The following is a 22,109-nucleotide window of genomic DNA, read 5'->3' on the forward strand; positions in this document are numbered from 1 at the left end:
TCCCCTTTTTTAGCCGCTGTTTCCAGAGTCATACGACGCGCCGTACAGGATAGCCCCCTTGCGGTACGACATCGGACTGAATCGCTGCCGGTCCGCACCGACAGCGCCTGTTTTTACTCCAATCATCAGCGAATTACCCAGAATGACGGAATTATACGTACCCCCTGCAGCATTTCTGCGACCAATAAAATTAGGGGTTATGAATAACGAACTATATCGGTAATATTAATCGGGCAACACAGCCCTGCATATCCTCACGATTATCGATCGAAAAATATCCGCTATGGTTTTCTGCAATCTGCCGACACAAAGTTAATCCAATGCCGCTGCCGTGAGATTTAGTACTATAAAACGGGACAAACAGATTACTTTTATTGGAAATACCGGTTCCCTGATCCAGTATTTCCAGACTCAAATTATGCTTTTGTACTTCACATGACACTGTAATCGTACCTTTCGGATCGGTCATTGCTTCATCGGCATTTTTAAATACATTGATCAATAACTGCTGTATCTGTACCGGATCAATGTTGATTTTCAGCGTTTCCTGACAACAGACAATATTGATCTTGCGATGTTCAAACAGCGGCAGCAATTCCCTGAGCAGCATCTTGATATTTTGTTGTCGTTTAATCGGTGCCGGTAACTGAGTCAGCTTGCGATAGCTCTCAATAAAAGATTTGAGATTTTTCGCTCGTTCTTCAATAATTTTCAACCCGCTATCGACTTCTGTAATCGACTCGTTTTTTTCTTGCGGCAGAAACTCTCTCAGAATCTGGCTCAGTGACGCTATCGGCGTCAGAGTATTGTTGATTTCATGGCTTAATACCCGCAGCAAGTTTTTCCATGCCCGGTGTTCTTGTCCGCGCAGTAGTTCACTGACATCCGTGACAAACAGCAAGGTTTGTCTGCGACTATTTTCGTAATAACAATCCTGATTGATCTGAAACTGTCCGATCTTCTGTGGAAAATGCCACTCCATCACATCTCCGGGAGCACATTGAAGTAAGTCATGAATCGCCAGTGAGTCGATCAATTGTCCCGGCATCGACTTTGGCTCCTGGTCGAATAGCTGACCGGCACCTTTATTGACGAACGCAATTTCACCTTGGTCATTAAAGGCAAATATAGCGACATCAATATTGTTGATGATCTTCTTCACTAGGTACTGCTGCTGACGGATTTCCAAACGCTGTCGATTCATCGACTCAGACAGGCGATTAATCATCCCGATCAGACCATCCATTGAATCGTTTCGTCCGGTTCGCTTCCCTCGCATACTAAACTCATTGTTGGTCAACGATTCAACTAAGTTCATTACAGTTGCCAAATGAAAATTTAAGCTGTGATCAACGGTCACCAGACAATACGTAATGAGTAATGCACTCAAGAATCCCGTCAGCGCAATCAGATAACCCGAATAACCATGTACCACCATGATCAGCAGCAGCAGACCCGTCGGTGTTACAGAAGCAACAAGCATCAATCGCCGCTGCACAGTTTGGATTGACGTATCTAACATGATACCGCCCTCATTTGGTCTTACCTAAGCGTCGGTAGAAAGTACTCCGGCTCAATCCCAGAGACTCGGCAGCCAGACAGGCATTACCGTCAAAATAGTCCAGACGCTGTTTTAGAACTTCCTGCTCAATTTCTTCCAGTGTGGTTGAGTGCGCCACATTGCCGGAGTCTACGTCGCTGTTTCCTGCAACAAAATTGCTCTGTGGTGGTAAGGCAGAACTCTGAGAGATGTCGCCTTCCTGATAATCGGGTAACACGCATTTGAGTAGTGACTTATCTAAGGCTTTTCCCTGACTCAGCAGGACCAAACGTTCAACCACATGACTCAGTTCACGAACATTACCCGGCCAATCATAAGATTGCAGGATGGCAATTGCTTCATCAGTAAACTCACCGAGCGGCTTACGGTATTTCTCGGTGTAAATCTGCCCAAACCGCTCGATCAGCGGGATAATATCTTCAACCCGTTCCCGCAGTGATGGCACCCGAAATTCAAAAGTATTCAGGCGGTAAAAGAGGTCCTGACGGAACGACCTGTCACCGATCATCTCATTCAAATCAGCATTTGTGGCAGACACGACCCGAACATCAACCTGCTGGGTTTTCGCCCCGCCGACTTTCTCAAACTGCTTTTCTTCCAGAACCCGCAACAGTTTCGACTGCTGGCTGACCGGCATATTACCGATTTCATCCAGAAACAATGTACCACCATCCGCCAGTTCAAACCGCCCAATACGTTGCTGTTTGGCATCGGTAAATGCGCCTTTCACATGGCCAAACATTTCACTTTCAAACAACGTATCCGGAATACAGCTCATATCCACAGAGATAAATTCTTGTTCTGATCTGGAAGAATACCGGTGAATATAACTTGCCAACAGACTCTTCCCAGTTCCATTTTCTCCGGTCAGTAAAATATTGGCGTCACTCTCAGCGATCAACATCAATGACGCCATCAGATTTTTCATCACCGGAGAAAACGCCACAATATTGTCGAAAGCACATAAGTTAAGCTGTTCCTGCAACAATTGGTTCTGCTGCTGCAAGCGGAACTGTTTCTTTAAGCCTTCACTCAACCGAATCTGAGTATTGAGAATATGCACCAGCCGTTCGTTATCCCAAGGCTTCTCTATAAAATCCACCGCTCCGTATTGCATCGCTTCAACGGCAATATCGACCGAGCCCCATCCGGTCATCACCACAACAGGCAACTCACTGTCGATAGTTTTGATCCGTTGAATCAAGTCCAGACCTTCCTGTCCAGAAGTCGTATCCAACTGATAATTCAGATCGATTAACGCAATATCTGCATCGGCTTGTTTCACCTGTTCCAAAGCAAGTTCCGGCGAATTGACCGTCACCACATCAAAATGGCGGACTTTGAGGATTAATCTCAGTGTGTTCAGGATATTCTCATCATCGTCTGCGACTAAAACCCGATATTGTTGATTACGCATAAAATTCTTATTTCTTGTTTTTCATCGTTTTTATTGATAGCAGCCTGCTGCTGCATCTCAGTTATACTAACGTTGTTATCATATTCAGAAATATAAAGGAAGACAGGGATTTGAGTGTGTCTACCGACACACGCCATCCATCGTTGACAAATGCAATCCCCGTCCCGCTTACTGCTCCCGCAAGGCATCCATGGGTCTTAACCTGACTGCCTTCAGTGCCGGAAGCAAGGTTGCAAGAGAAACCACGCCACTAATACCGGCAGCCGTCAGCGCAAACAAAGCCCATACACTCCATGGACTATGTCCCAGAATCCGGGTAATCAGCGGACCGGCAAACATCACGATTGGCCCGCTAATCAGCAAACCAACCAGCAGTTGTAGCCATCCCTGCTTCATCAGCATATGGATGATACGACTTTCCGTTGCACCCAATGCACGACGGATACCCAGTTCCTGATATCGCTGACTAATCGCTTTTGCCATGACACCATAAATTCCACTACCAGCCAGTAATACAGCAACCATACCAAACACATTGAATAATATCGCAATATATGTCAGAGCGGCAGTATTCCGGGCAATCACCTGAGCCAGTGGTTTCACCTGATAAACCGATAATCCAGTATCGATATCTGCCACGGCCCGCTCGATTGGAATAGTCAGGTTTTCTCTCTGGGCGGAATTTGCAACGACGGAAAAATTACGCACCGGTGCCTGCATCAGTGAGCGATATATTGTCGGCATTCGTTTGCTGTAACCGAACGGACGTCCTTGAATCACATGAGACACGATACCAACCACAGTATACCAGCCATCTTTCCCTGCCCAACGGATCTGTTTTCCGATGATATGACGTTCTTCCGGCCAATATCGCTGGGCAAATGATCGGGTAATCACGACCACCTTCTGAGAGTTCTGATCATCAGACAAACTCAGCATCCTGCCTTCTTCCAGTCTGACTCCCAATAGTTTCAGTGTTCCCGGCATTACCGTGACATTATTCGCCCGAGGCAACAAGTTTTGTTGTGAACGGAGTTGTTGATGGCCTTCGAGTTCAACTTTACTAGCAACCATAAACGCACCGGGTACTGAACTCATCATCCCTGCTTTGGAAATGGTCGGTGAAGACTCCAGATCACTTTGTAGACGGTTATAGAATGTCAACAAACTCTCCGGCGTATTGTAGTACTGATCCGGTAAACTGATTTTCCCGGTATAAATACCCTGAGGCTGAACACCATAATCAATCTTTGTTGCTTCATAAACCACCAGGGACAATAGCGCGCCAAGTGACAGCACAGCACAAGACAAAGCAACCTCAAAGATAACCAATATGCGGCTGATCCGACCGCTACTGCGGCTCTGAGCACCACGAGTTCCATCTCTCAGGACTTCGTTAATATTGCATTGGGTCATTTTCCATGCTGGCAATAATCCGGTTACCAAGCTGACAATAACAACCAATAAAATAGTCTTCAGCAGCACATCGGCATCCAACCCCAGCTCCCACCAGAATGCTGGTTTCCCAGGAACAATTGAGCGAATCAACCCATTGGTCAGTGACAGTCCCCACCCGGCAAACAGTACTCCCAGAATACCTCCCAGCGTGCATATCAGGGTGCTTTCCCACATCATCTGTATGACTAACCTAAAGGTCGGTGCACCGTGCGCAATTCGAATAGCACTCTCTTTAGAACGTTCTGTTGCTCGCGCCAACAACAGGTTACCGACATTACAACAGGCAAGCAGCAGTACAAATCCGACACCCAGTAGCATCACCAGAAAAATCGGTTTTGAATCTTCTCCAATGAAGCTGTCCATAAATGTAATTGTAAAGGCAGAACGTCCGGTATTGATTTCAGGATACTGTGATGCCCGTGACGCCATAATATCTTGCAATTCGACATCAGCATCCGCCAGCTCAATCCCAGGTTTAAGCTTGGCAAAAACAGAGACTTTTGGAGCATTCTCTACTGTAAATTTCGCTTCGTTAAGCTGGCTCGGTAACCAAATCTGGTTATTCATAGGAAATTCATATCCGAGCGGCATTATCCCAATGATCTCCGTACCGATACCGTTAATTTGAACCCGCTGACCAATAATATCCTGACGTCCGCCAAAATAGTTTTGCCATAATTCATAACCGATTACAGCCACCGGATTCGCCCCTTCAATTGTATCCGCATCGGTAAATAACCGTCCCATAACCGGCTGAGTATGAGTGAATGCGAATAGATCAGAACGACTGCGAATTGCAATATAATGAGAAGCTTTACCGTCAATACTGACATTCGCAACATCACCGTAGTAATAACCGATGTCTTCCAACCGATGGCTCTTATCCCGGATATCTTTAAAGTCCGCATAACTCATGGGTGAATCGCCGAATCGAATCCCATTCATGCTGGGGCTAACCATCACCATTCGCTCTCCGTCAGGAAATGAGAGAGGTTTAAATGCCAATGTATTAATGAGGGAATACATATAAATACATAAGCCAAGACCACAGGCCATAATCAGCATGGTGAAGACCGTAAATCCCGGACGCTTAAGCATCAGTCTGACAGCATATTTCAGATCAAATAACCAACTCATATATGGATTCCTCAGGCAACCAACCCCTGACTATCAAGATGACGGTCATCAATGACCATTCCGTCAAAAATATCAATCTGCCTTAAAGCATGTGCAGCAGAGCGGGGATCATGCGTAACGATACAAATGGTTACGCCATCGGAATGCAGCTGATCAAACAAATTCATGACAGCTTCGGCATTTTTAGAATCCAGATTACCGGTCGGTTCATCCGCCAACAGTAGTGAAGGCTGGCCGACAATTGCTCGGGCAATAGCAACCCGTTGTTGCTGTCCACCGGAAAGATGGGAGGGAAAATGCTTACTACGATGTTGCATATCTACTTTTTCCAAAGCAGCCAATGCAGCAGACTGCATCTCTTTTGTCGTCATGCCTTTACGGTAAGTCAGTGGCAGCATGACATTCTCTTCAACCGTCAAATCGCTGATGAGATTGAAGGACTGGAAGACAAAACCAATTTCCTGATTACGAATTTCAGCCATCCTACGCGGATTCAATGATCCGACCTCAAAACCATTGATGACATATTTTCCGCCGCTGGGACTATCCAGCAGACCTAATATCGAGAGTAAAGTCGACTTCCCACAACCGGAAGGGCCGGAGATAGAGACATACTCACCTTTCTCGATCACAAAACTAATCTCGTTTAGCGCATGAGTTTCAATCTCTTCCGTATGAAAGACTTTATTAACCTCACTCAACTCGACAATGAATGACATATTTATTCCTTTTTATAATGAATCGATAATATTACTGAATACTGATCCGGTCCTGATGTTCCCAAGCACTGGGATTCGATGTCACAATCTGGTCGCCATCACGCAAACCACTTTTTATTTCAATTCTGTCCGCAGATCCCTGTCCGAACATGACTCTAATTTTATCGGCTTCTCGTCCATTGGCCGCTAATCGATAGACTGTACCGGGGGAGTTACTCTGGGCAAATGCAGGACGATTAACAGACAATACATGCTGTAATTTGGAGACCAGAATAGTGCCTTCAATGCTCAAATCCGGTCTGGCTTCTGGTGGTAATGGATGATTAAGCGATACATCAACCTGAACTGTGCCATTATTAACCGCTGGATCAATCCGAATCACCGAGCCATGAATTTGATTGTTATGCGTGTCAATAATCACATCCTGCCCTATTTCAACGGTACGAACCTGACGCTCTGGTATTTTTAATTCAGCCAATAACTGATCCTGTCTGGCCAGTTTCGCAATATTAAGCCCCAACGGAACCCGTTGACCGGCTTCAATATTGACAGCCTGAATCACACCAGACTGATTGGATACGACTTTCAGTGACTGAATCATCATTTCCGCACGGGAAAGGCTTTTTTTCAGTTTATTCACCATTGCAGTATTCGCTTGAAACTCCGCTTCTTGCGTCTCTTTCAGTTTTTCCAGACGCTCTTTCTCAATTTGTAACTGCTCTCTATACTGTTCCAAATCTAATTTTGAGCGGTTGTAATCAATGAGAGACACCGAGCCATTATTTCGTTTTAATAACGTACTCTCAGCGTCATACTGAAGTTTCGCCTTCTCATAAGAATGCTTTACTTTCAGAATTCGAGCCTGAGCATCCAATACATTATTCTCATGGCGCATCGCTAACGATTTATTGTCAGCCAATGCAGCCTCTAATTCCCAGCGGATTTCATCCGTTTTCTGTACCAACCCTGGATTGATCAGCTCAGCAATTAAATCACCTTTTTTGACTATCGCTCCCGGTTTGACCAAAACAGATTCAACTCTGCCATCCACATTGGTTGATATCCAGCGGATATGTTTCGGGGCTAATACCCCATTACCACGCACCTCAATACTCATATCCCCCTGATTTACCTGAGAAATAATAATACTGTCCCGCCGAACTTCATAACTTCTGGATGTCATAGTTGTCGCATATGCCCCCAGCGTAACAAGGACAACGACAATCAATGCAAACCATAACTTGCGTTTCGGAATCGATCGAGATTGTTTTTTTTGAATATCCATACGTGAACAACCAATTTCATTCATAAGTTGACACTCAATAGGCACAAATAATGCCAACAATATATCTTATTGTTTTTAATTGAATTTATAATTATTAATAAATAAGAATCCCAATATTGAACACCCGCTCATCCCCAAACATAGATCGCTTATCCCATATCTGGGACGACCAATATGTTTGAGCGAAATCATAGTTACAGGAAAAGAAAGTTACAGGAAAAAGAAATAAATCATCACGACAACAACATTGATCCGATGAATCTCTTAAGCCGTTCTTAAGTTTACAGACACATAATCAGCCCAGTGAAAGACACCACCAAATCGTGATGCAATAGGAGCATAAATGATGTCAAAAACAACGTTGAACCGTCTGGCTATTTTTCTTGCAACCGCGACAGCTTCTTCTCTGGTTTTTGCTGACCCGCACTGTACTCAACAGCCAGAATCAGCTTGGATACCGTTTGAAACAGCCAAAGCACAGGTTGTTGAAATGGGATATCAGATTAAGAAATTTAAGAAAACCCATACTGGCTGTTATGAACTGTACGGCTATGACACCCACAAAAACCGAGTTGAGATTTACTACAATCCGGTTGATATGCAGGTCGTAAAAGAGGAAAAAGATGACTAAACAAGATTTTATCTGGGATGTGGTCGTCCGGATCACTCACTGGACAACGGCAGCACTGTTTTTATCGAATTATTTCCTGACCGAAGAAGGTAGCCAGTTACACCAGTGGGTTGGCTATATCGTCATTGCCGTAATCAGTATCCGTCTGCTATGGGGGCTGATAGCCCGTTCTCCAGCCCGCTTATCGGCATTCAAGCCTTCTGTGCCAAAGGCGCTGGAACATCTGAAAGAGGTGTTGGTCACCAAAAAGGACGAGCATGTCGGCCATAACCCAGCCGGTGCAATCATGATCTGGCTGATGTGGTTTCTCATTCTGAGTACAGCCATAACGGGATGGTTATCTGAAACCGACTGGTTCTGGGGAGAAGACTGGATGGTTGAAATCCATGAATTTTTTGCCAATGCCACAATGGGTGCGGTCACCATTCACGTTTGTGCCATTATCCTGATGAGTAAGCTGACGCAATTTGCTTATGTCAGAACCATGTTATGGCGCCATAAAGACTAACAAACTCTCATTTAAAGCCCCTTCATTTTACAGGGGCTTCATTTATCTTGATGCGTGTATCTTCACCATCATTCTCGATTTCGCAATATCACCCCATCATCGACTCATCTCACTAAAACCTGACTTCAAGTCATCCCCACTTACCGTTATGATACGCACAGAAATACTATGATTGACCTGTCTCAACCAATCCCACCTTAACCAAGGAGTCTTCGTGTCCACTGAATTTCATTTTCGCGCTTGCCTGTTCGATTTAGACGGTACTCTGATTGATTCAATTGCTGCCGTCAATCGTGCCTGGACTGTGTTTGCCACACGCCAGTCACTCGACCCTGCATACATTCTGCATCATATTCACGGACGTCCTGCCAGCGAGTCGGTGGCTGAATTTATGGCGGGTCAATCTCAGACTGAGATTGAACGGGAAATTGCCTGGTTAAAAGACGCTGAATCGCAAGATACCGCAGGGATCGTCCCGATTACAGGCGCCATTGATTTTCTGCATCAGTTGAATCACCTCAACGTACCATGGGCAATCGTGACGTCCGGTAATGAATCGGTCGCTTATGCCAGAATCAAAGCGGCCAAGATTCCCAAACCAGATGTCGTCATTACCGCTGATCAAATTACCCGCGGAAAACCCGATCCTGAACCTTACCAGCTCGGTGCGCAGGCACTCGGTTTTACAGCAGATCAGTGTCTGGTATTTGAAGACGCTATCGCGGGGGTACAGTCTGGGCTGGCTGCCGGGTGTCCGGTCATCGGTCTGTTAACACAGGTACAAGATGCGCAGGCATTACTGGGCGTGAGCACCATATCAGACTACACCTCACTGACATTGGAACAAGATACCGAGGGCTTTAAGCTGCATATGCCGTTGTAATCACAGCGGAAAGCCGAATCAATCAACGGTTCATGGCAAGTCAATTGGGCTTGCCATGATTTTTGTTTCACCCTTTTTCTTTGTGTCACTGGGGCTGAGCAGAAAGACGGCTGACCATCGCATTAATCCAAGGATTTCTTAAATCGCATCGAAGCAACCACTAAACCCAGCAGGGTAAATCCAATCATCCATAACGTATCACGCCACAAATCGAGTAGATCGGCACCTCTGAGGACAATGCCCCGAATCATCCGCATAAAATGCGTCGCAGGTAACACTTCAGCAATCCACTGTGCAATCACGGGCATGCCTTCATAGGGAAAGATAAAGCCAGACAATAAGATTGAAGGCAGTAAAATAAACACGGTCATCTGCATCGCCTGAAGCTGAGTCGTTGCAATCGTTGAAATCATCAGTCCCAGCGTCAGACTGGCAGAAATAAATAATAACGTTCCCCATAAAATCTGACTGAATGCGCCGTGAATCGGGACATCAAAAATGACATGCCCCAATCCCAGAATAATGCCGACCTGAATCAGGCCAATAAATATATAAGGAATAATTTTCGCGACCATCAATTCCATCGGATGGATCGGCGTAGTGATTAACAGCTCCAGATTGCCTCGCTCCCGCTCGCGGACAATCGCGGCACTGGTAAACAGAATCATCGTCATGGTAAGAATCACACCGAGTAGTCCGGGGACGATATTGACGGCCGAGCGTCGGCTTGGATTGTAATAAAGTGCAATATGAAATGTCTGTGCTGGTTCTTGTCTCTGCACACGATTGTTCTGAAAACCAATTCCGTTTAGTGACATATGTTGCAAGCCCATCACTGCCGAGCTGATCATCGTATCGCTGCCATCGACAATCCACTGCCCCAACACGCGCCCCTCAATCCAACGTTGATCCAAATCTTTCGGCAGAATCATTGCCGCCCGGACAACTCCCCGGTGAATCGCCTGTTCCGCTTCTTTGGCTGTCGCATAGTGCCGGGTAATGTCCACGACCTGAGTCACTCTGATGGCTTCGGTCAACATACGCCCCGTGGTACTATCACTCTGATCAACAACGGCAACCGGTACATGACGAACATTGGTATTGATCGCAAAACCAAATAAAATCAATTGAATCAATGGGATCATTACCACCATGCCGAATGTAATCCTATCCCGGGAGAGTTGACGCAACTCCTTGACCATGACGGCTTTCATCCGGTAGAAAGAATTCATTGCCGTTTCTCCCCGGTGACACTGACAAATACATCTTCCAGACTGGGGCGCACCAGCGCTATTTCTGCATCGCTCAATGTCTGCACCTGAGCTTTCAACCACTCAATCGGCGCTGCGATATCTTGTTGAATGAGCACACGGAGTCGGATGCCTAACTGGGCCGCCGAGCGAACCTCAGCAAACGTCAGTAAATGTTCTTTCAATCCGCGGAGGTTCTCCGCCCGAATTTCCACCACATGCACCCCCATATCACGCATGAGTTGCTCCGGTTCTCCGTCGGCACGAATCCGCCCTGAATCCATAATCGCCAACCGGTGACACCGTTCAGCTTCATCCATATAGTGGGATGTGACCAGAATAGTCGTCCCCTGAGCGGAGAGGTCAAACAGTTGTTCCCAGAACTCTCGCCGGTTTTCCGGGTCAACGGCGGACGTCGGTTCATCCAGAAAAAGCAACTCAGGTTGATGCATGGTGGCTGCGGCCAGAGACAAACGCTGTTTTTGTCCGCCACTCATCCCACCGACACGTTGCTTACGTCGTTGGTCCAAACCATACGTCTGAAGTTGCTGAGTGAGGCGCTGCCTGAGTTGTCGGCGGCCCATACCGAAGATCTGCCCGATAAACTGCAGATTTTCTTCAACAGAGAGGTCGTCGTAAAGTGAGAATTTTTGCGTCATGTAGCCGATTTTCAGCCGGAGCCGTTCTGATTCGCGGGGAATATCCAGTCCTAAGACTTTCACTTGCCCTGAAGTGGGATGCAATAAGCCAGTGAGAACCCGAATTGTCGTGGATTTACCGCAACCATTCGGCCCGAGAAAACCATAAATCGACCCTTTCGGAATTTGCAGCCGAACATCCTCAATCGCAGTAAAATCGCCAAATCGCTTCACAACATTTTCCGCCTCAATGGCATATGTTGTCACGGTCTGAGCCCTCCGAGTTCTACCTGAGCCGGAATACCGGAAGGAAGCGATTGCGCTGAATCATCCAAATCAATTTCAGCCAAATACATCAACCGAGAGCGTTCTTCCTCCGTCAACGCGTAGTAAGGGGTGAAGGACGGTTGATCTGAAACGCGGCGGACTTTACCCTGAAAGACTTGTTCAACCCCATCAACATGAACATTGACCATCAATCCGGTCACAAACTGAGTCCGGTATCGCGCGGGGACATAAACTCGAGCATAAGGCACTCGATCAGCCTCAATCACAGCAACGGCCTGATTGACCATCACCCGTTCGCCAAGTTGATAAGGTAGGCTGTCCAACACACCATCGCGTGTTGCAACAATCGTCAACTCATTCAGTTGGTGCTGTTGTAACATCACACCAGCAGTTGCAGCATCTAATGCCGCTTTCGCCTGTTCGATATCTTCAACCCGAGAACCTGCCGTCAGTTTAGCAAACGCTTCTCTGACGGCGTTTAATTCAGCCTGAGCCGTATCACGACTGGCCAGTGCCCGATCTTTTTCCGACTGGCTACTCAGTTTCTTCGCGACCAGTTCACGGGTGCGCTGATAATTTTTTTCAGCTTCAATAAAACGGGCTTTAGCACGAACAACATCCGCTTTGGCAGCCGCAATGTCTTCCGGACGTTCGCCATTGGTGAGCTTCTGCAAGTAAGCTTTCGCTTGTGCCTGTTCAGCGACGGCTTGTGCCAGCCGCATCGCCTGACGTTGCCGATCAAGCTGCACCAGAACCTGCCCTTGAGTCACCGGCGAACCTTCTTGCACCGGTAAATCACGGATAATTTCATTAGCCGTTGCAGTCAAAATCACCCGATCGCGTTCTAATGTGCCTAATGCGACGTTATCTTTATCCGTTTGACAGGCAGTGAGCAGGATCATCAGGATGACATGGTAAATCAATCGCTGCATTGATGCTTCTCCACGATTAAAATGAGAATTCTGTCAGCCAAGTGGAACTTCACAAGCCAGATGAGGACTTCATCCGATCAACTAATGTTGCTAAAGATTCGGGCTTACCGATGTAGTAGCCCTGAGCCATATTGCATCCGATCTGATAGAGCATCGCTAGCTGTTCTTTGGATTCTACACCTTCAGCCAAGATCGACAAATTCAGATGCTTTGCCATATTAATCAACGTTGAAATCACATATCGATCCCGCTCGGAATCCACCAGCGCATGGGTAAAAATTTGATCAATTTTCAAACAACTAATGGGGAGATCTTTCAATCGCCCCAGGCAAGAATACCCGATTCCAAAATCATCAATGGCGACATTGACACCAAGTGCTCTCAACGCCATGAGCTTCTGCCGGATATCATCAAAGATGTCGCTGACCAATGCAGATTCCGTCAATTCTAAAACAAGCCGATGCGGGGGGAATTCATGAACCGATAATGCTCGCTGAATTTGACAGACAAAATCACTCATCCAGAAATGCCGCGAGGTGATATTCACCCCCAGGGTCTGATCCGCTTGCAAAAAAGATTGCGCATCTTCAAGCGCCTGAGACAATACCCATAAACCAATTTCTTCAATATGTCCTGTGTCTTCAGCAATCTGAATCAATTGCGCTGTCGGAATCTGTTTTCCTTTTAACTCCCAACGAATGAGTGCTTCGTAGCCAATGATCTGATCACTCTCCAGTGATAACTGTGGCTGGTATTCCATATGGAAAGCTTTATTTTGCAGCGCAGTTTTCAGATCAGATTCAAGCTGATAGCGCGCATAGAGCATCTCAGCCATACTCGACGTATAAAATTCAATTTGTCCTTTTTTGGTTACTTTAGAATGATACATGGCAATATCAGACGCTTTGAGTAAATCAGTTGCCGTATAACCATCATAAGGATAGATCGCCACTCCGGCACTAAAGCGTAACACCAGATTATTTTCATCTAAACGATAAGATTCTTCCTGTAAGGATTTAATTCGTTCCAGTATGGGAGCCAGCTCATCTTCATCTGCCAACTCGAGTAAAATCAGATATTCATCCCCGCTTAAACGCCCGACAATGTCACTTTTACGGATCGAATAACGCAACCGCTCACCGAACACCTGCAATAACAGATCGCCTTTGGCATGACCATAGGTATCATTGACCATTTTGAAATTATCCAGATCAATGAATATCACGGCCACCTGACGCCCCAACCGTTCTGCCCGGTGTAGCATTTGTGTTAAGCACTCCAGAGAATAGACACGGTTTGGCAATTGACTCACTTGATCGAAAAAAGCTTTATCCGATACTTCATAGATAAGGTCTCGTAAATCCTGCATCCGACGATAAGCATAAAAAACCCCACCGAGGCCGAACCAGAAAACAACTACCGTAATCTCATCCATTTCCCAATGTTCATGTTGACGACTAAAAAAATAGAGTTGTTCGAACAGATCAACTTTGGCTATCAAGGAGAGACAAGACAATATCAGAACAATCACACAGATATAGAAAAGATCTCGTTTCGCCCGTGCCCGAATTTTTTTTTCTAAACTGGTCTGCATATATTTCTGTTTCATTGTGATTTATCATTTTTTGGAGGGGCACAATCACCCTAAGTCATCCCTATGCCCCTGAGAAACAAATTAGTTCAGCAGTGGTCATACCAACGCTACCCTATGTAAAGCGTAGACCAGATTGTCATATTATTGACAAACTTATTGAGTAAAGAAAATACGATGCTATTCAAATATTCAGCAATAGCAGATGAAAATATCGTCGTCTCCCCGCCAATAGAATAAATCCCCAATAGGACTAGCAATATAAAATATTGATGAAATGGATTTCATTAAATTCTTCCATCTACCTTTATCATCTAAAACCAAACTAAAAACTATATTTTAAGTTTTAAAAAGAACAAATCATTAATTTATCGTTAACTAAATGGCAAATTCATCTAAAAGTTGCTAGGGTAGCGAGATATTTGTAAAGTAGGCAGAATGAGTAAAGTCAACTTGTCCACAATATAGAATCCAGTATCTATCTCATTTATTCGGATATCTATATTGACACACACTTTATGAATACGATCACGGATGTCACCACACAAAATCTGGAGTTTTACATGAATAAAAATAAGATTTCCCGAGCAATAATGCTGGGATTGGGCCTGACTCTGGCCGGCACAACATTACCATCTTACGCAGCACACGTTCCCGAAGGAACAAAGCTTGCCCCGGTACAAGAATTAGTTCGGGGAAATGGATCAGAAATCGAAACGCTTGATCCACAGAAAGTCAATGGTGTTCCCGGTGCTAACGTAGACAGAGACTTATTTGAAGGTCTGGTCAATGAAGATGGTTACGGAAAGCTGCTCCCCGGTGTCGCAGACAAATGGGAAACCAAAGATAACAAAACATTTATCTTTCATCTCCGTAAAAACGCACAATGGTCCAATGGTGACCCCGTCACAGCCGATGATTTCGTCTACGGATGGCAACGGCTTGTCGATCCTGCAACCGCTTCACCTTATGCTGAATATTTGCAGTTAGGTAATGTGACCAACGCAGAAGATATCGTTGCAGGCAAGAAAGACAAATCAACGCTGGGTATTAAAGCGCTCGACGCACATACACTTGAAGTCCACCTTGATAAACCCACACCTTACTTCGTCAAAATGTTGGTTCACCAATCAACGTTCCCGGCACCACGTAAAGTCATCGAAAAATGGGGCAATAAATGGACTCGGCCAGGACACTTTGTCGGAAATGGTGCGTACGTTCTGGACAAATGGGTGGTCAATGAGCGTTTAGTTCTCAAGCGTAATCCGCTTTACTGGAATAACGCTGAAACGATCATCAATAAAGTCACTTATCTACCGATTGAAAGTCAAAATGCTGAAATGAACCGTTTCCTCGCGGGTGAGATGGACTCCACCTACGAAATGCCGGTAGAACACTTCAAACGACTGAAGAAAGACCACCCTGAATCGGTTTCCGTCACCGGATATCTGTGTAACTACTACTACGATTTCAATATGCGGAAAAAGCCATTTGACGATGTTCGAGTCAGAAAAGCACTCTCTTATGCGATTGACCGCGATATCATCACAAAGGCCATCATGGGACAAGGACAGAAACCAGCTTACGCCTTTACACCAGATATCACTGCCGGCTTCACACCACCGATGCCGGAATATGGCAAGTGGACACAGAAAGAGCGGGACCAAAAAGCTCGTGAACTTTTGGCTGAAGCAGGTTACGACAAAGGTAATCCGTTAACATTGACGCTGATTTACAACACCTCTGACAACCATAAGAAAGTTGCCACGGCGATTCAGTCCATGTGGAAACAAACCTTAGGCGTCAAAGTCAATCTGGAAAACCAGGAATGGAAAACATTCTTAGACAACCGTCGTCAAGGTAACTTCGAAGTCGCTCGCGATGCTTGGTGTGGTGACTATAACGAAGCATCAACCTTCCTCTCTCAAATGCTCTCCAACAACAGCGGTAACTATGCCCACTATCAAAGCAAAGCCTATGATAATGTCATGGAAAAAGCGATGGTGAGCACGTCTGACACTGAGCGTGCCAACTACTATGCCCAAGCAGAAAAGTTGATTGCGCAAGATATGCCCGTGGCTCCGACTTACCAGTATGTCAAAGCGCATTTACTCGCGCCTTACGTGGGTGGTTATCCGATCCATAATGCGGGAGACATGACTTACACTCGGGATATGTACATTAAAGCAAAATAAGCCATTCCGAGTTATCAAGACAGGGCTGTATGACAGACGTCATACAGCCTTTCCATTTCACAGTTGCAATTAAAATACACAAGAGTGAGTTTATGCTTAAATTCATTGCGAAACGGATGCTGGAAGCCATACCGACGCTGTTGGTGCTGGTCACAATATCCTTTTTTCTAATGCGCTTTGCGCCCGGAAGCCCGTTCTCTTCAGAGCGCGCTGTTCCACCGCAGGTTCTTGCGAATATCAATGCCGAATATGGTCTGGATAAACCAATTAGTGCCCAGTACTTCACTTATCTGAAAAACATTTTGCATGGAGATTTCGGTCCCTCCTTTAAGTATAAAGATTTCAGTGTGAATGAGTTGGTCGGAAAAGCGTTACCGGTCTCAGCCAAAATCGGGGCAACGGCCTTCGTCTTTACGATCATTCTCGGTGTGGCGATCGGCACAATCGCAGCCCTGAAACAGAATACTTGGCTAGACTATTCATTAATGGCAACGACCATGTTGGGTATTGTGATCCCCTCCTTCGTCTTTGCTCCGGTGCTGATCTTTATCTTTTCGATTAATTTAGAGTGGTTACCCGCCGGAGGCTGGAATGACGGCTCTTTCAAATATATGGCTCTCCCCGTGCTCGGCATGTCATTGCTCTATATTGCAACGTTTGCCCGGATTACTCGAGGCTCGATGATTGAAACCCTCAACAGTAACTTCATTCGGACCGCCAAAGCCAAAGGGCTTAATTATAGTTATATTGTCATTCGTCATGCTTTAAAGCCTGCGCTGTTACCGGTCGTATCTTATATGGGGCCTGCTTTTGTCGGCATTATTACCGGTTCGGTGGTCATTGAGACAATCTTTGGTTTACCGGGGATCGGGAAACTATTCGTCAACGCAGCCTTTAACCGAGATTATTCTCTGGTACTCGGGATTACCATCCTGATTGGATTTTTGTTTATTTTGTTCAACATGATCGTCGATATTCTTCTCGCTTATATCGATCCAAAAATCCGCTATTAGAGAGAGGCAGACACATGATAGGAAAAAAAGATAATGTCCAAGCGCTGGAGCGATTTAGCGAGCAATTGGAAATTGAAGGAAGAAGCTTATGGCAAGATGCCAGAATGCGCTTTCTACGCAACAAAGCAGCAATGGTCAGTCTGGTCATTCTGGTTTTGATTACCTTGGCAGTCCTCATCCTGCCTTATGCAGCGACTTACAGTTTTGATGATACCGATTGGTATGCGATGAATGCAGCACCTTCCGCTGAACATATCTTCGGCACGGATGCGCTGGGCCGGGATTTGTATGTCCGTACCTTAATTGGTGGTCAAATCTCACTGGCTGTCGGTGTTCTGGGTGCGCTGGTTGCTGTCATTATCGGCACACTGTATGGCGCAGCTTCCGGATTTATCGGTGGTCGCGTGGACCGTGTCATGATGCGTATGCTAGAAATTTTGTACGCGATCCCCTTTATGTTTTTCGTCATCGTGCTGGTGACTTTCTTTGGTCGTAACATCATGCTCATCTTTGTTGCCATCGGTGCGATCTCCTGGCTGGATATGGCCCGGATTGTTCGGGGGCAGACTCTGAGCTTACGCAGTAAAGAATTTATCGAAGCGGCACATGTTTGTGGCGTTAGCCAGTGGAAAATCATTACCCGCCATATCGTCCCGAATGTACTGGGCATTGTGGTCGTCTATTCGACACTGCTCATCCCGACGATGATTCTGACTGAGTCATTCCTCTCTTTCCTTGGTCTGGGTGTTCAGGAACCACGGACAAGCTGGGGGGCTTTGCTGCAAGAAGGTGCAAATACGATGGATCTGGCAATCTGGCAGCTCGCATTTCCTGCGGCATTTATGATTATAACTCTATTTTGTTTTAACTATGTTGGCGATGGATTGCGTGATGCACTCGATCCAAAAGACAGATAATCCGGGAGCACTGTATGAACTTACTTGATGTAAAAGATCTGCGGGTTGAATTCTCGACACCGGATGGCACCGTGACTGCCGTCAACGATCTGAACTTTTCATTAAAACAGGGTGAGACTCTGGGAATCGTCGGTGAGTCCGGCTCTGGAAAATCTCAGACTGTGTTTGCAATGATGGGGCTACTGGCAAAGAACGGCAAAGTTTCCGGTAGTGCCCTGTTTGAAGGCCAAGAGATCCTGAATCTGCCAGAGAAATCGCTCAATAAAATTCGCGCAGAGCAGATTGCCATGATATTTCAGGATCCGATGACCTCTTTGAATCCTTATATGAAAGTTAGTACCCAGCTCATGGAAGTACTGATGAAGCATAAAGGCATGGGAAAATCGGAGGCATTCGAAGAATCAATTCGGATGCTGGAAGCGGTTAAGATTCCGGAAGCACGTAAGCGTATCAGCATGTATCCTCATGAATTCTCAGGAGGAATGCGCCAACGGGTGATGATCGCCATGGCATTGCTGTGCCGTCCCAAATTATTAATCGCTGATGAGCCGACAACAGCACTCGATGTCACCGTTCAGGCCCAGATTATGGATCTGCTTAACGAATTGAAATCAGAGTTCAACACTGCGATTATCATGATTACTCACGATCTTGGTGTGGTCGCCGGCTCTTGTGAGAAAGTCTTGGTGATGTACGCAGGCCGAACCATGGAATACGGCAGCGTCAACGATATTTTCTATCAGCCGAGTCATCCTTATGCTGAAGGGTTACTTCGAGCGATTCCTCGTCTGGATACCGAAGGTGACGTCCTCCCGACTATTCCGGGCAACCCACCCAATCTACTACGGCTTCCACCCGGCTGTCCTTATCAGGAACGATGCCATCGGGTTACAGAACGCTGTAAACGTGAAACGCCAGCCCTTACAACGTTTGGCAATCAACGTCAACGGGCCTGTTTTTCTGACTGGGAGACTTGGGAAAAATGAATCAGAAACCCTTACTACTTGATATCAAAGATTTGAAAGTTCATTTTCAGATAGCTTCAAAGTCGGCTTGGCCTTGGTCACCGCCTACTGCACTCAAAGCCGTTGATGGGGTGAATGCCCGCCTTTATGAAGGTGAGACTCTGGGTGTGGTCGGTGAGTCCGGTTGTGGTAAATCCACTTTTGCACGTGCAATTATCGGACTGGTTAACGCAACGGAAGGTGAAGTGCTTTGGCTCGGCCAAGACCTGACCCGTATGAAAGCCGTACAGCGTCGGGAAACCCGTAAAGATATTCAGATGATCTTTCAGGATCCGTTGGCATCGCTTAATCCGCGGATGACGATTGGTAACATCATTGCTGAACCTCTCCAGACATTTTATCCGGAACTCTCCTCTCTGGAAGTGAAAGATCGCGTCAAAGAAATGATGATGCGTGTCGGATTATTGCCGAACCTCATTAACCGTTACCCACATGAATTTTCTGGTGGACAGTGTCAGCGGATTGGGATTGCCCGAGCCTTAATTCTACGACCCAAAATGATCATCTGTGACGAACCTGTTTCAGCACTGGACGTGTCGATTCAGGCACAAGTTGTCAATTTGCTCAAAGAGATACAAAAAGAGCTTGGATTGAGCCTGGTATTTATTGCCCATGACCTATCGGTCGTGAAGCACATTTCTGACCGGGTCATGGTGATGTATCTGGGGAATGTCGTCGAGATTGGTGAAGCCGATAAGCTGTTTGCAACCCCGAAACATCCCTATACAACCGCTCTGATGACGGCTGTACCAATTCCCGATCCTAATCTGGAACGGCAGAAAAACATTCAGATGCTGGAAGGTGATCTCCCGTCACCAATCAATCCACCATCCGGCTGTGTGTTCCGCACCCGCTGCCCGAAAGCACAACCACAATGTGCCCAAAATAAACCGGTACTGAGTGGCGATGAGCATCATGCGGTCGCCTGCCCTATCGTGCTCTGATTTGTGACCGAAAACCTGAAGGCGAAGATATCTCACATCATCGTCTTCAGGTTCCTATCCTCATTTGAGTTCCCTCTCTCCATACTCCGCGTATACAAACATATAACACGCTGACCATATGCTTCATCAAACAAGCTCACGACCCGAGTCAAATCCAGCAATTTTGTTCAAGTTTTTCTAAATTGACTTTTCTATCATAAAATAAAAGTGATACGCAGCAGGTTAGGTATTCATATGCGAACAGGTAATCATTTCAAATTTGAAAACAGCACTGCGCTTGAGGGCGTCAAGATACTGACGGCAAATATGCACGATTTCAGTTATGACAAACATGCACATGAAGAATACTCTTTGGGTGTGACATTGCGCGGCAGGCAAGATTTTTTCTGTTGTCACCGCTTTCATCAAAGCCCTCCCGGTGGCGTCATACTCTTCAATCCTGATGATGTTCATGATGGGCATTCAGGCGGTACAACGGATTTGTCATATGTGATCACGTATATCCACCCTCAAACATTTCATGCCCTTTTTCTCGCACTGGGTGTGAAACCAAATCACACTGTCCGAGTTGAAGGCACGTTGTTTGACGATCTGATTCTCAAGCAACAGATTCTGACTTTCATCCGCATCGTCAACAGCGGCGATCACTCGAAAATCGAACAGGAACTGGCCCTATTTCGTTTAGCACATACGTTGGTAAAAAAATCAGGGGCTTTATATGAAGCAAAGCCGCAACGACGTCAGGATGTCTTACTGAACCGAGCCAAATCCTTCATTCTCAGTCAGTATCGGGACGATTTAATCGTCGATGATATTGCGGCTGTCGCGAATATGTCGAAATATCATTTTATTCGACTATTTCGGGCACAATTCGGGATTACGCCTCACCAGTACGTACTCAACTGCCGTATCAACGGAGCACAAAAAGCGCTTGAGTCCGGCCTCCCCGCCTCAGCGGTTGCACAAATGTTCCGTTTTGCAGACGTCAGTCATATGAACCGCCGCTTCAAAAAACTCTATGGTATGACCCCGAAACAGTATCAAACACAACTGAATCTGGTACCACAACGCTAACCAGCAATATCATTCCTCCTGATAACCATCAAAACAGGTCTGTCATCTTATGCTAGCAATATGGATTTATGCTCTGGGAATCATGTATTCCCCCGGCCCGGTCAATCTACTCAGTCTAAACGGCGGGATGCAGGGACACACGCGTCGCCACATTGGATTTTTCTTTGGGGTGGCCTGTGCAATGTTCATCCTATTTATCAGTTTAAGTTACCTTGGTCACTCACTCGTCAATGATGAGATTCTCCCTTATATCGCACTCTGCGGATGCAGTTACATTCTATATCTCGCCTGGCAGTTGATACGCTCATCAGTGACACTCAAGCCATATACCGCCTTCACGCTTTCATTCAAAAGCGGGCTCATGATGCAACTACTCAACCCCAAAGGGCTGATTGCAACACTCCCCATTGCAACGATTCAGTTTCCGGCACAAAACATGACTGAAGGACAGGTCATCTGGTGGTCTGTTGCACTGTCGCTGTTTGCCGGATGTGCGCCCGGGAGTTATTCGGTTATCGGTGGGATTGTCGGAAAACACCTGCTGAATGCGAACTGGTTGCAACGTATACAACAACTATTGGCCTTACTCTTAGTTTATACAGCGTTCAGTATCGGCTATGAGCATATCTATAAAGCTTGGTAA

The 22,109-nt window shown here is 46.0% G+C and carries 19 protein-coding genes; 10 read left to right on the forward strand and 9 right to left on the reverse strand.

The genetic code is table 11. The features are described from left to right. Window positions 1–211: 211 nt before the first annotated feature. The 5 genes from MKS89_RS10480 to MKS89_RS10500 form a co-directional block, all read right to left on the reverse strand. Window positions 212–1,522: a sensor histidine kinase gene (locus MKS89_RS10480; protein ID WP_072956771.1), complete on the reverse strand. Its 1,311-nt coding sequence runs from the start codon at window positions 1,520–1,522 to the stop codon at window positions 212–214. Window positions 1,523–1,532: 10 nt separating this feature from the next. Then, the gene (locus tag MKS89_RS10485; protein ID WP_072956768.1) at window positions 1,533–2,978 is read right to left on the reverse strand and encodes a sigma-54-dependent transcriptional regulator; all 1,446 of its coding nucleotides are present in this window, start codon (window positions 2,976–2,978) and stop codon (window positions 1,533–1,535) included. Window positions 2,979–3,146: 168 nt separating this feature from the next. Then, the gene (locus MKS89_RS10490) at window positions 3,147–5,573 is read right to left on the reverse strand and encodes an ADOP family duplicated permease (RefSeq protein WP_072956767.1); all 2,427 of its coding nucleotides are present in this window, start codon (window positions 5,571–5,573) and stop codon (window positions 3,147–3,149) included. Window positions 5,574–5,584: 11 nt separating this feature from the next. Then, window positions 5,585–6,292 carry an ABC transporter ATP-binding protein gene (locus tag MKS89_RS10495; RefSeq protein ID WP_072956764.1) on the reverse strand — a complete coding sequence of 236 codons (708 nt, stop codon included), beginning with the start codon at window positions 6,290–6,292 and terminating at the stop codon, window positions 5,585–5,587. A gap of 31 nt (window positions 6,293–6,323) precedes the next feature. Further along, the gene (locus MKS89_RS10500; RefSeq protein ID WP_072956991.1) at window positions 6,324–7,577 is read right to left on the reverse strand and encodes an efflux RND transporter periplasmic adaptor subunit; all 1,254 of its coding nucleotides are present in this window, start codon (window positions 7,575–7,577) and stop codon (window positions 6,324–6,326) included. Window positions 7,578–7,923: 346 nt separating this feature from the next. On the opposite strand from MKS89_RS10500, the gene MKS89_RS10505 reads away from it, so the two are divergent. From MKS89_RS10505 to MKS89_RS10515, 3 genes are all read left to right on the forward strand, one after another. Beyond that, window positions 7,924–8,208 (forward strand): PepSY domain-containing protein, encoded by a 285-nt coding sequence (locus MKS89_RS10505; protein ID WP_072956989.1) that lies wholly within the window; start codon window positions 7,924–7,926, stop codon window positions 8,206–8,208. Continuing rightward, window positions 8,201–8,716 (forward strand): cytochrome b/b6 domain-containing protein, encoded by a 516-nt coding sequence (locus MKS89_RS10510; protein WP_072956762.1) that lies wholly within the window; start codon window positions 8,201–8,203, stop codon window positions 8,714–8,716. The genes MKS89_RS10505 and MKS89_RS10510 overlap by 8 nt, the downstream gene beginning before the upstream one ends. 214 nt (window positions 8,717–8,930) lie before the next feature. Further along, on the forward strand, window positions 8,931–9,599 hold the full coding sequence (locus tag MKS89_RS10515) for an HAD-IA family hydrolase (protein ID WP_072956760.1): 669 nt from the start codon (window positions 8,931–8,933) through the stop codon (window positions 9,597–9,599). 122 nt (window positions 9,600–9,721) lie between these two features. On the opposite strand, the gene MKS89_RS10520 is transcribed toward MKS89_RS10515, so the two are convergent. The 4 genes from MKS89_RS10520 to MKS89_RS10535 are packed head-to-tail and all read right to left on the reverse strand — an operon-like array spanning window position 9,722 to window position 14,316. Further along, on the reverse strand, window positions 9,722–10,831 hold the full coding sequence (locus MKS89_RS10520; protein WP_072956758.1) for an ABC transporter permease: 1,110 nt from the start codon (window positions 10,829–10,831) through the stop codon (window positions 9,722–9,724). After that, the gene (locus tag MKS89_RS10525; RefSeq protein ID WP_072956755.1) at window positions 10,828–11,754 is read right to left on the reverse strand and encodes an ABC transporter ATP-binding protein; all 927 of its coding nucleotides are present in this window, start codon (window positions 11,752–11,754) and stop codon (window positions 10,828–10,830) included. The genes MKS89_RS10520 and MKS89_RS10525 overlap by 4 nt, the downstream gene beginning before the upstream one ends. Continuing rightward, the gene (locus tag MKS89_RS10530; RefSeq protein ID WP_072956753.1) at window positions 11,751–12,707 is read right to left on the reverse strand and encodes an HlyD family secretion protein; all 957 of its coding nucleotides are present in this window, start codon (window positions 12,705–12,707) and stop codon (window positions 11,751–11,753) included. The genes MKS89_RS10525 and MKS89_RS10530 overlap by 4 nt, the downstream gene beginning before the upstream one ends. A 49-nt stretch (window positions 12,708–12,756) precedes the next feature. Then, complete coding sequence (locus MKS89_RS10535; protein ID WP_072956750.1) at window positions 12,757–14,316, reverse strand: putative bifunctional diguanylate cyclase/phosphodiesterase; 1,560 nt, start codon at window positions 14,314–14,316, stop codon at window positions 12,757–12,759. Window positions 14,317–14,861: 545 nt separating this feature from the next. Between MKS89_RS10535 and MKS89_RS10540 the strand changes: the two genes are divergently transcribed. The 7 genes from MKS89_RS10540 to MKS89_RS10570 all read left to right on the forward strand — a co-directional run bounded on the left by MKS89_RS10540 (window position 14,862) and on the right by MKS89_RS10570 (window position 22,109). Then, window positions 14,862–16,493, forward strand: coding sequence for an ABC transporter substrate-binding protein (locus MKS89_RS10540; protein ID WP_072956987.1), 1,632 nt, complete (start codon window positions 14,862–14,864; stop codon window positions 16,491–16,493). A 92-nt stretch (window positions 16,494–16,585) separates the two neighbouring features. Next, window positions 16,586–17,506 carry an oligopeptide ABC transporter permease OppB gene (gene oppB, locus MKS89_RS10545; protein ID WP_072956748.1) on the forward strand — a complete coding sequence of 307 codons (921 nt, stop codon included), beginning with the start codon at window positions 16,586–16,588 and terminating at the stop codon, window positions 17,504–17,506. Between the two features lie 14 nt (window positions 17,507–17,520). After that, window positions 17,521–18,423 carry an oligopeptide ABC transporter permease OppC gene (gene oppC / locus MKS89_RS10550; RefSeq protein ID WP_072956746.1) on the forward strand — a complete coding sequence of 301 codons (903 nt, stop codon included), beginning with the start codon at window positions 17,521–17,523 and terminating at the stop codon, window positions 18,421–18,423. A gap of 14 nt (window positions 18,424–18,437) precedes the next feature. Next, entirely contained in the window at window positions 18,438–19,409 is a 972-nt protein-coding gene (locus MKS89_RS10555; RefSeq protein WP_072956743.1) for an ABC transporter ATP-binding protein, read from the forward strand. Then, a complete protein-coding gene (gene oppF / locus MKS89_RS10560) occupies window positions 19,406–20,392 on the forward strand; it encodes a murein tripeptide/oligopeptide ABC transporter ATP binding protein OppF (protein WP_072956741.1) in 987 nt (328 codons plus the stop codon). Before MKS89_RS10555 ends, oppF begins: the two co-directional genes overlap by 4 nt. A gap of 234 nt (window positions 20,393–20,626) precedes the next feature. Further along, window positions 20,627–21,466 carry a helix-turn-helix transcriptional regulator gene (locus MKS89_RS10565; protein WP_072956739.1) on the forward strand — a complete coding sequence of 280 codons (840 nt, stop codon included), beginning with the start codon at window positions 20,627–20,629 and terminating at the stop codon, window positions 21,464–21,466. A gap of 49 nt (window positions 21,467–21,515) precedes the next feature. Further along, a complete protein-coding gene (locus MKS89_RS10570) occupies window positions 21,516–22,109 on the forward strand; it encodes a LysE family translocator (protein WP_072956736.1) in 594 nt (197 codons plus the stop codon).

It is taken from the genome of Vibrio gazogenes, from assembly GCF_023920225.1.
GTDB classification, from domain to species: domain Bacteria; phylum Pseudomonadota; class Gammaproteobacteria; order Enterobacterales; family Vibrionaceae; genus Vibrio; species Vibrio gazogenes.

Bases quoted from the DNA above. Each gene is read 5' to 3' on its own strand.
- MKS89_RS10480 (WP_072956771.1), bottom strand. From the start codon at position 1,522: ATGTTAGATACGTCAATCCAAACTGTGCAGCGGCGATTGATGCTTGTT.
- MKS89_RS10485 (WP_072956768.1), bottom strand. From the start codon at position 2,978: ATGCGTAATCAACAATATCGGGTTTTAGTCGCAGACGATGATGAGAAT.
- MKS89_RS10490 (WP_072956767.1), bottom strand. From the start codon at position 5,573: ATGAGTTGGTTATTTGATCTGAAATATGCTGTCAGACTGATGCTTAAG.
- MKS89_RS10495 (WP_072956764.1), bottom strand. From the start codon at position 6,292: ATGTCATTCATTGTCGAGTTGAGTGAGGTTAATAAAGTCTTTCATACG.
- MKS89_RS10500 (WP_072956991.1), bottom strand. From the start codon at position 7,577: ATGGATATTCAAAAAAAACAATCTCGATCGATTCCGAAACGCAAGTTA.
- MKS89_RS10505 (WP_072956989.1), top strand. From the start codon at position 7,924: ATGTCAAAAACAACGTTGAACCGTCTGGCTATTTTTCTTGCAACCGCG.
- MKS89_RS10510 (WP_072956762.1), top strand. From the start codon at position 8,201: ATGACTAAACAAGATTTTATCTGGGATGTGGTCGTCCGGATCACTCAC.
- MKS89_RS10520 (WP_072956758.1), bottom strand. From the start codon at position 10,831: ATGAATTCTTTCTACCGGATGAAAGCCGTCATGGTCAAGGAGTTGCGT.
- MKS89_RS10530 (WP_072956753.1), bottom strand. From the start codon at position 12,707: ATGCAGCGATTGATTTACCATGTCATCCTGATGATCCTGCTCACTGCC.
- MKS89_RS10535 (WP_072956750.1), bottom strand. From the start codon at position 14,316: ATGAAACAGAAATATATGCAGACCAGTTTAGAAAAAAAAATTCGGGCA.
- MKS89_RS10540 (WP_072956987.1), top strand. From the start codon at position 14,862: ATGAATAAAAATAAGATTTCCCGAGCAATAATGCTGGGATTGGGCCTG.
- oppB (WP_072956748.1), top strand. From the start codon at position 16,586: ATGCTTAAATTCATTGCGAAACGGATGCTGGAAGCCATACCGACGCTG.
- oppC (WP_072956746.1), top strand. From the start codon at position 17,521: ATGATAGGAAAAAAAGATAATGTCCAAGCGCTGGAGCGATTTAGCGAG.
- MKS89_RS10555 (WP_072956743.1), top strand. From the start codon at position 18,438: ATGAACTTACTTGATGTAAAAGATCTGCGGGTTGAATTCTCGACACCG.
- oppF (WP_072956741.1), top strand. From the start codon at position 19,406: ATGAATCAGAAACCCTTACTACTTGATATCAAAGATTTGAAAGTTCAT.
- MKS89_RS10565 (WP_072956739.1), top strand. From the start codon at position 20,627: ATGCGAACAGGTAATCATTTCAAATTTGAAAACAGCACTGCGCTTGAG.
- MKS89_RS10570 (WP_072956736.1), top strand. From the start codon at position 21,516: ATGCTAGCAATATGGATTTATGCTCTGGGAATCATGTATTCCCCCGGC.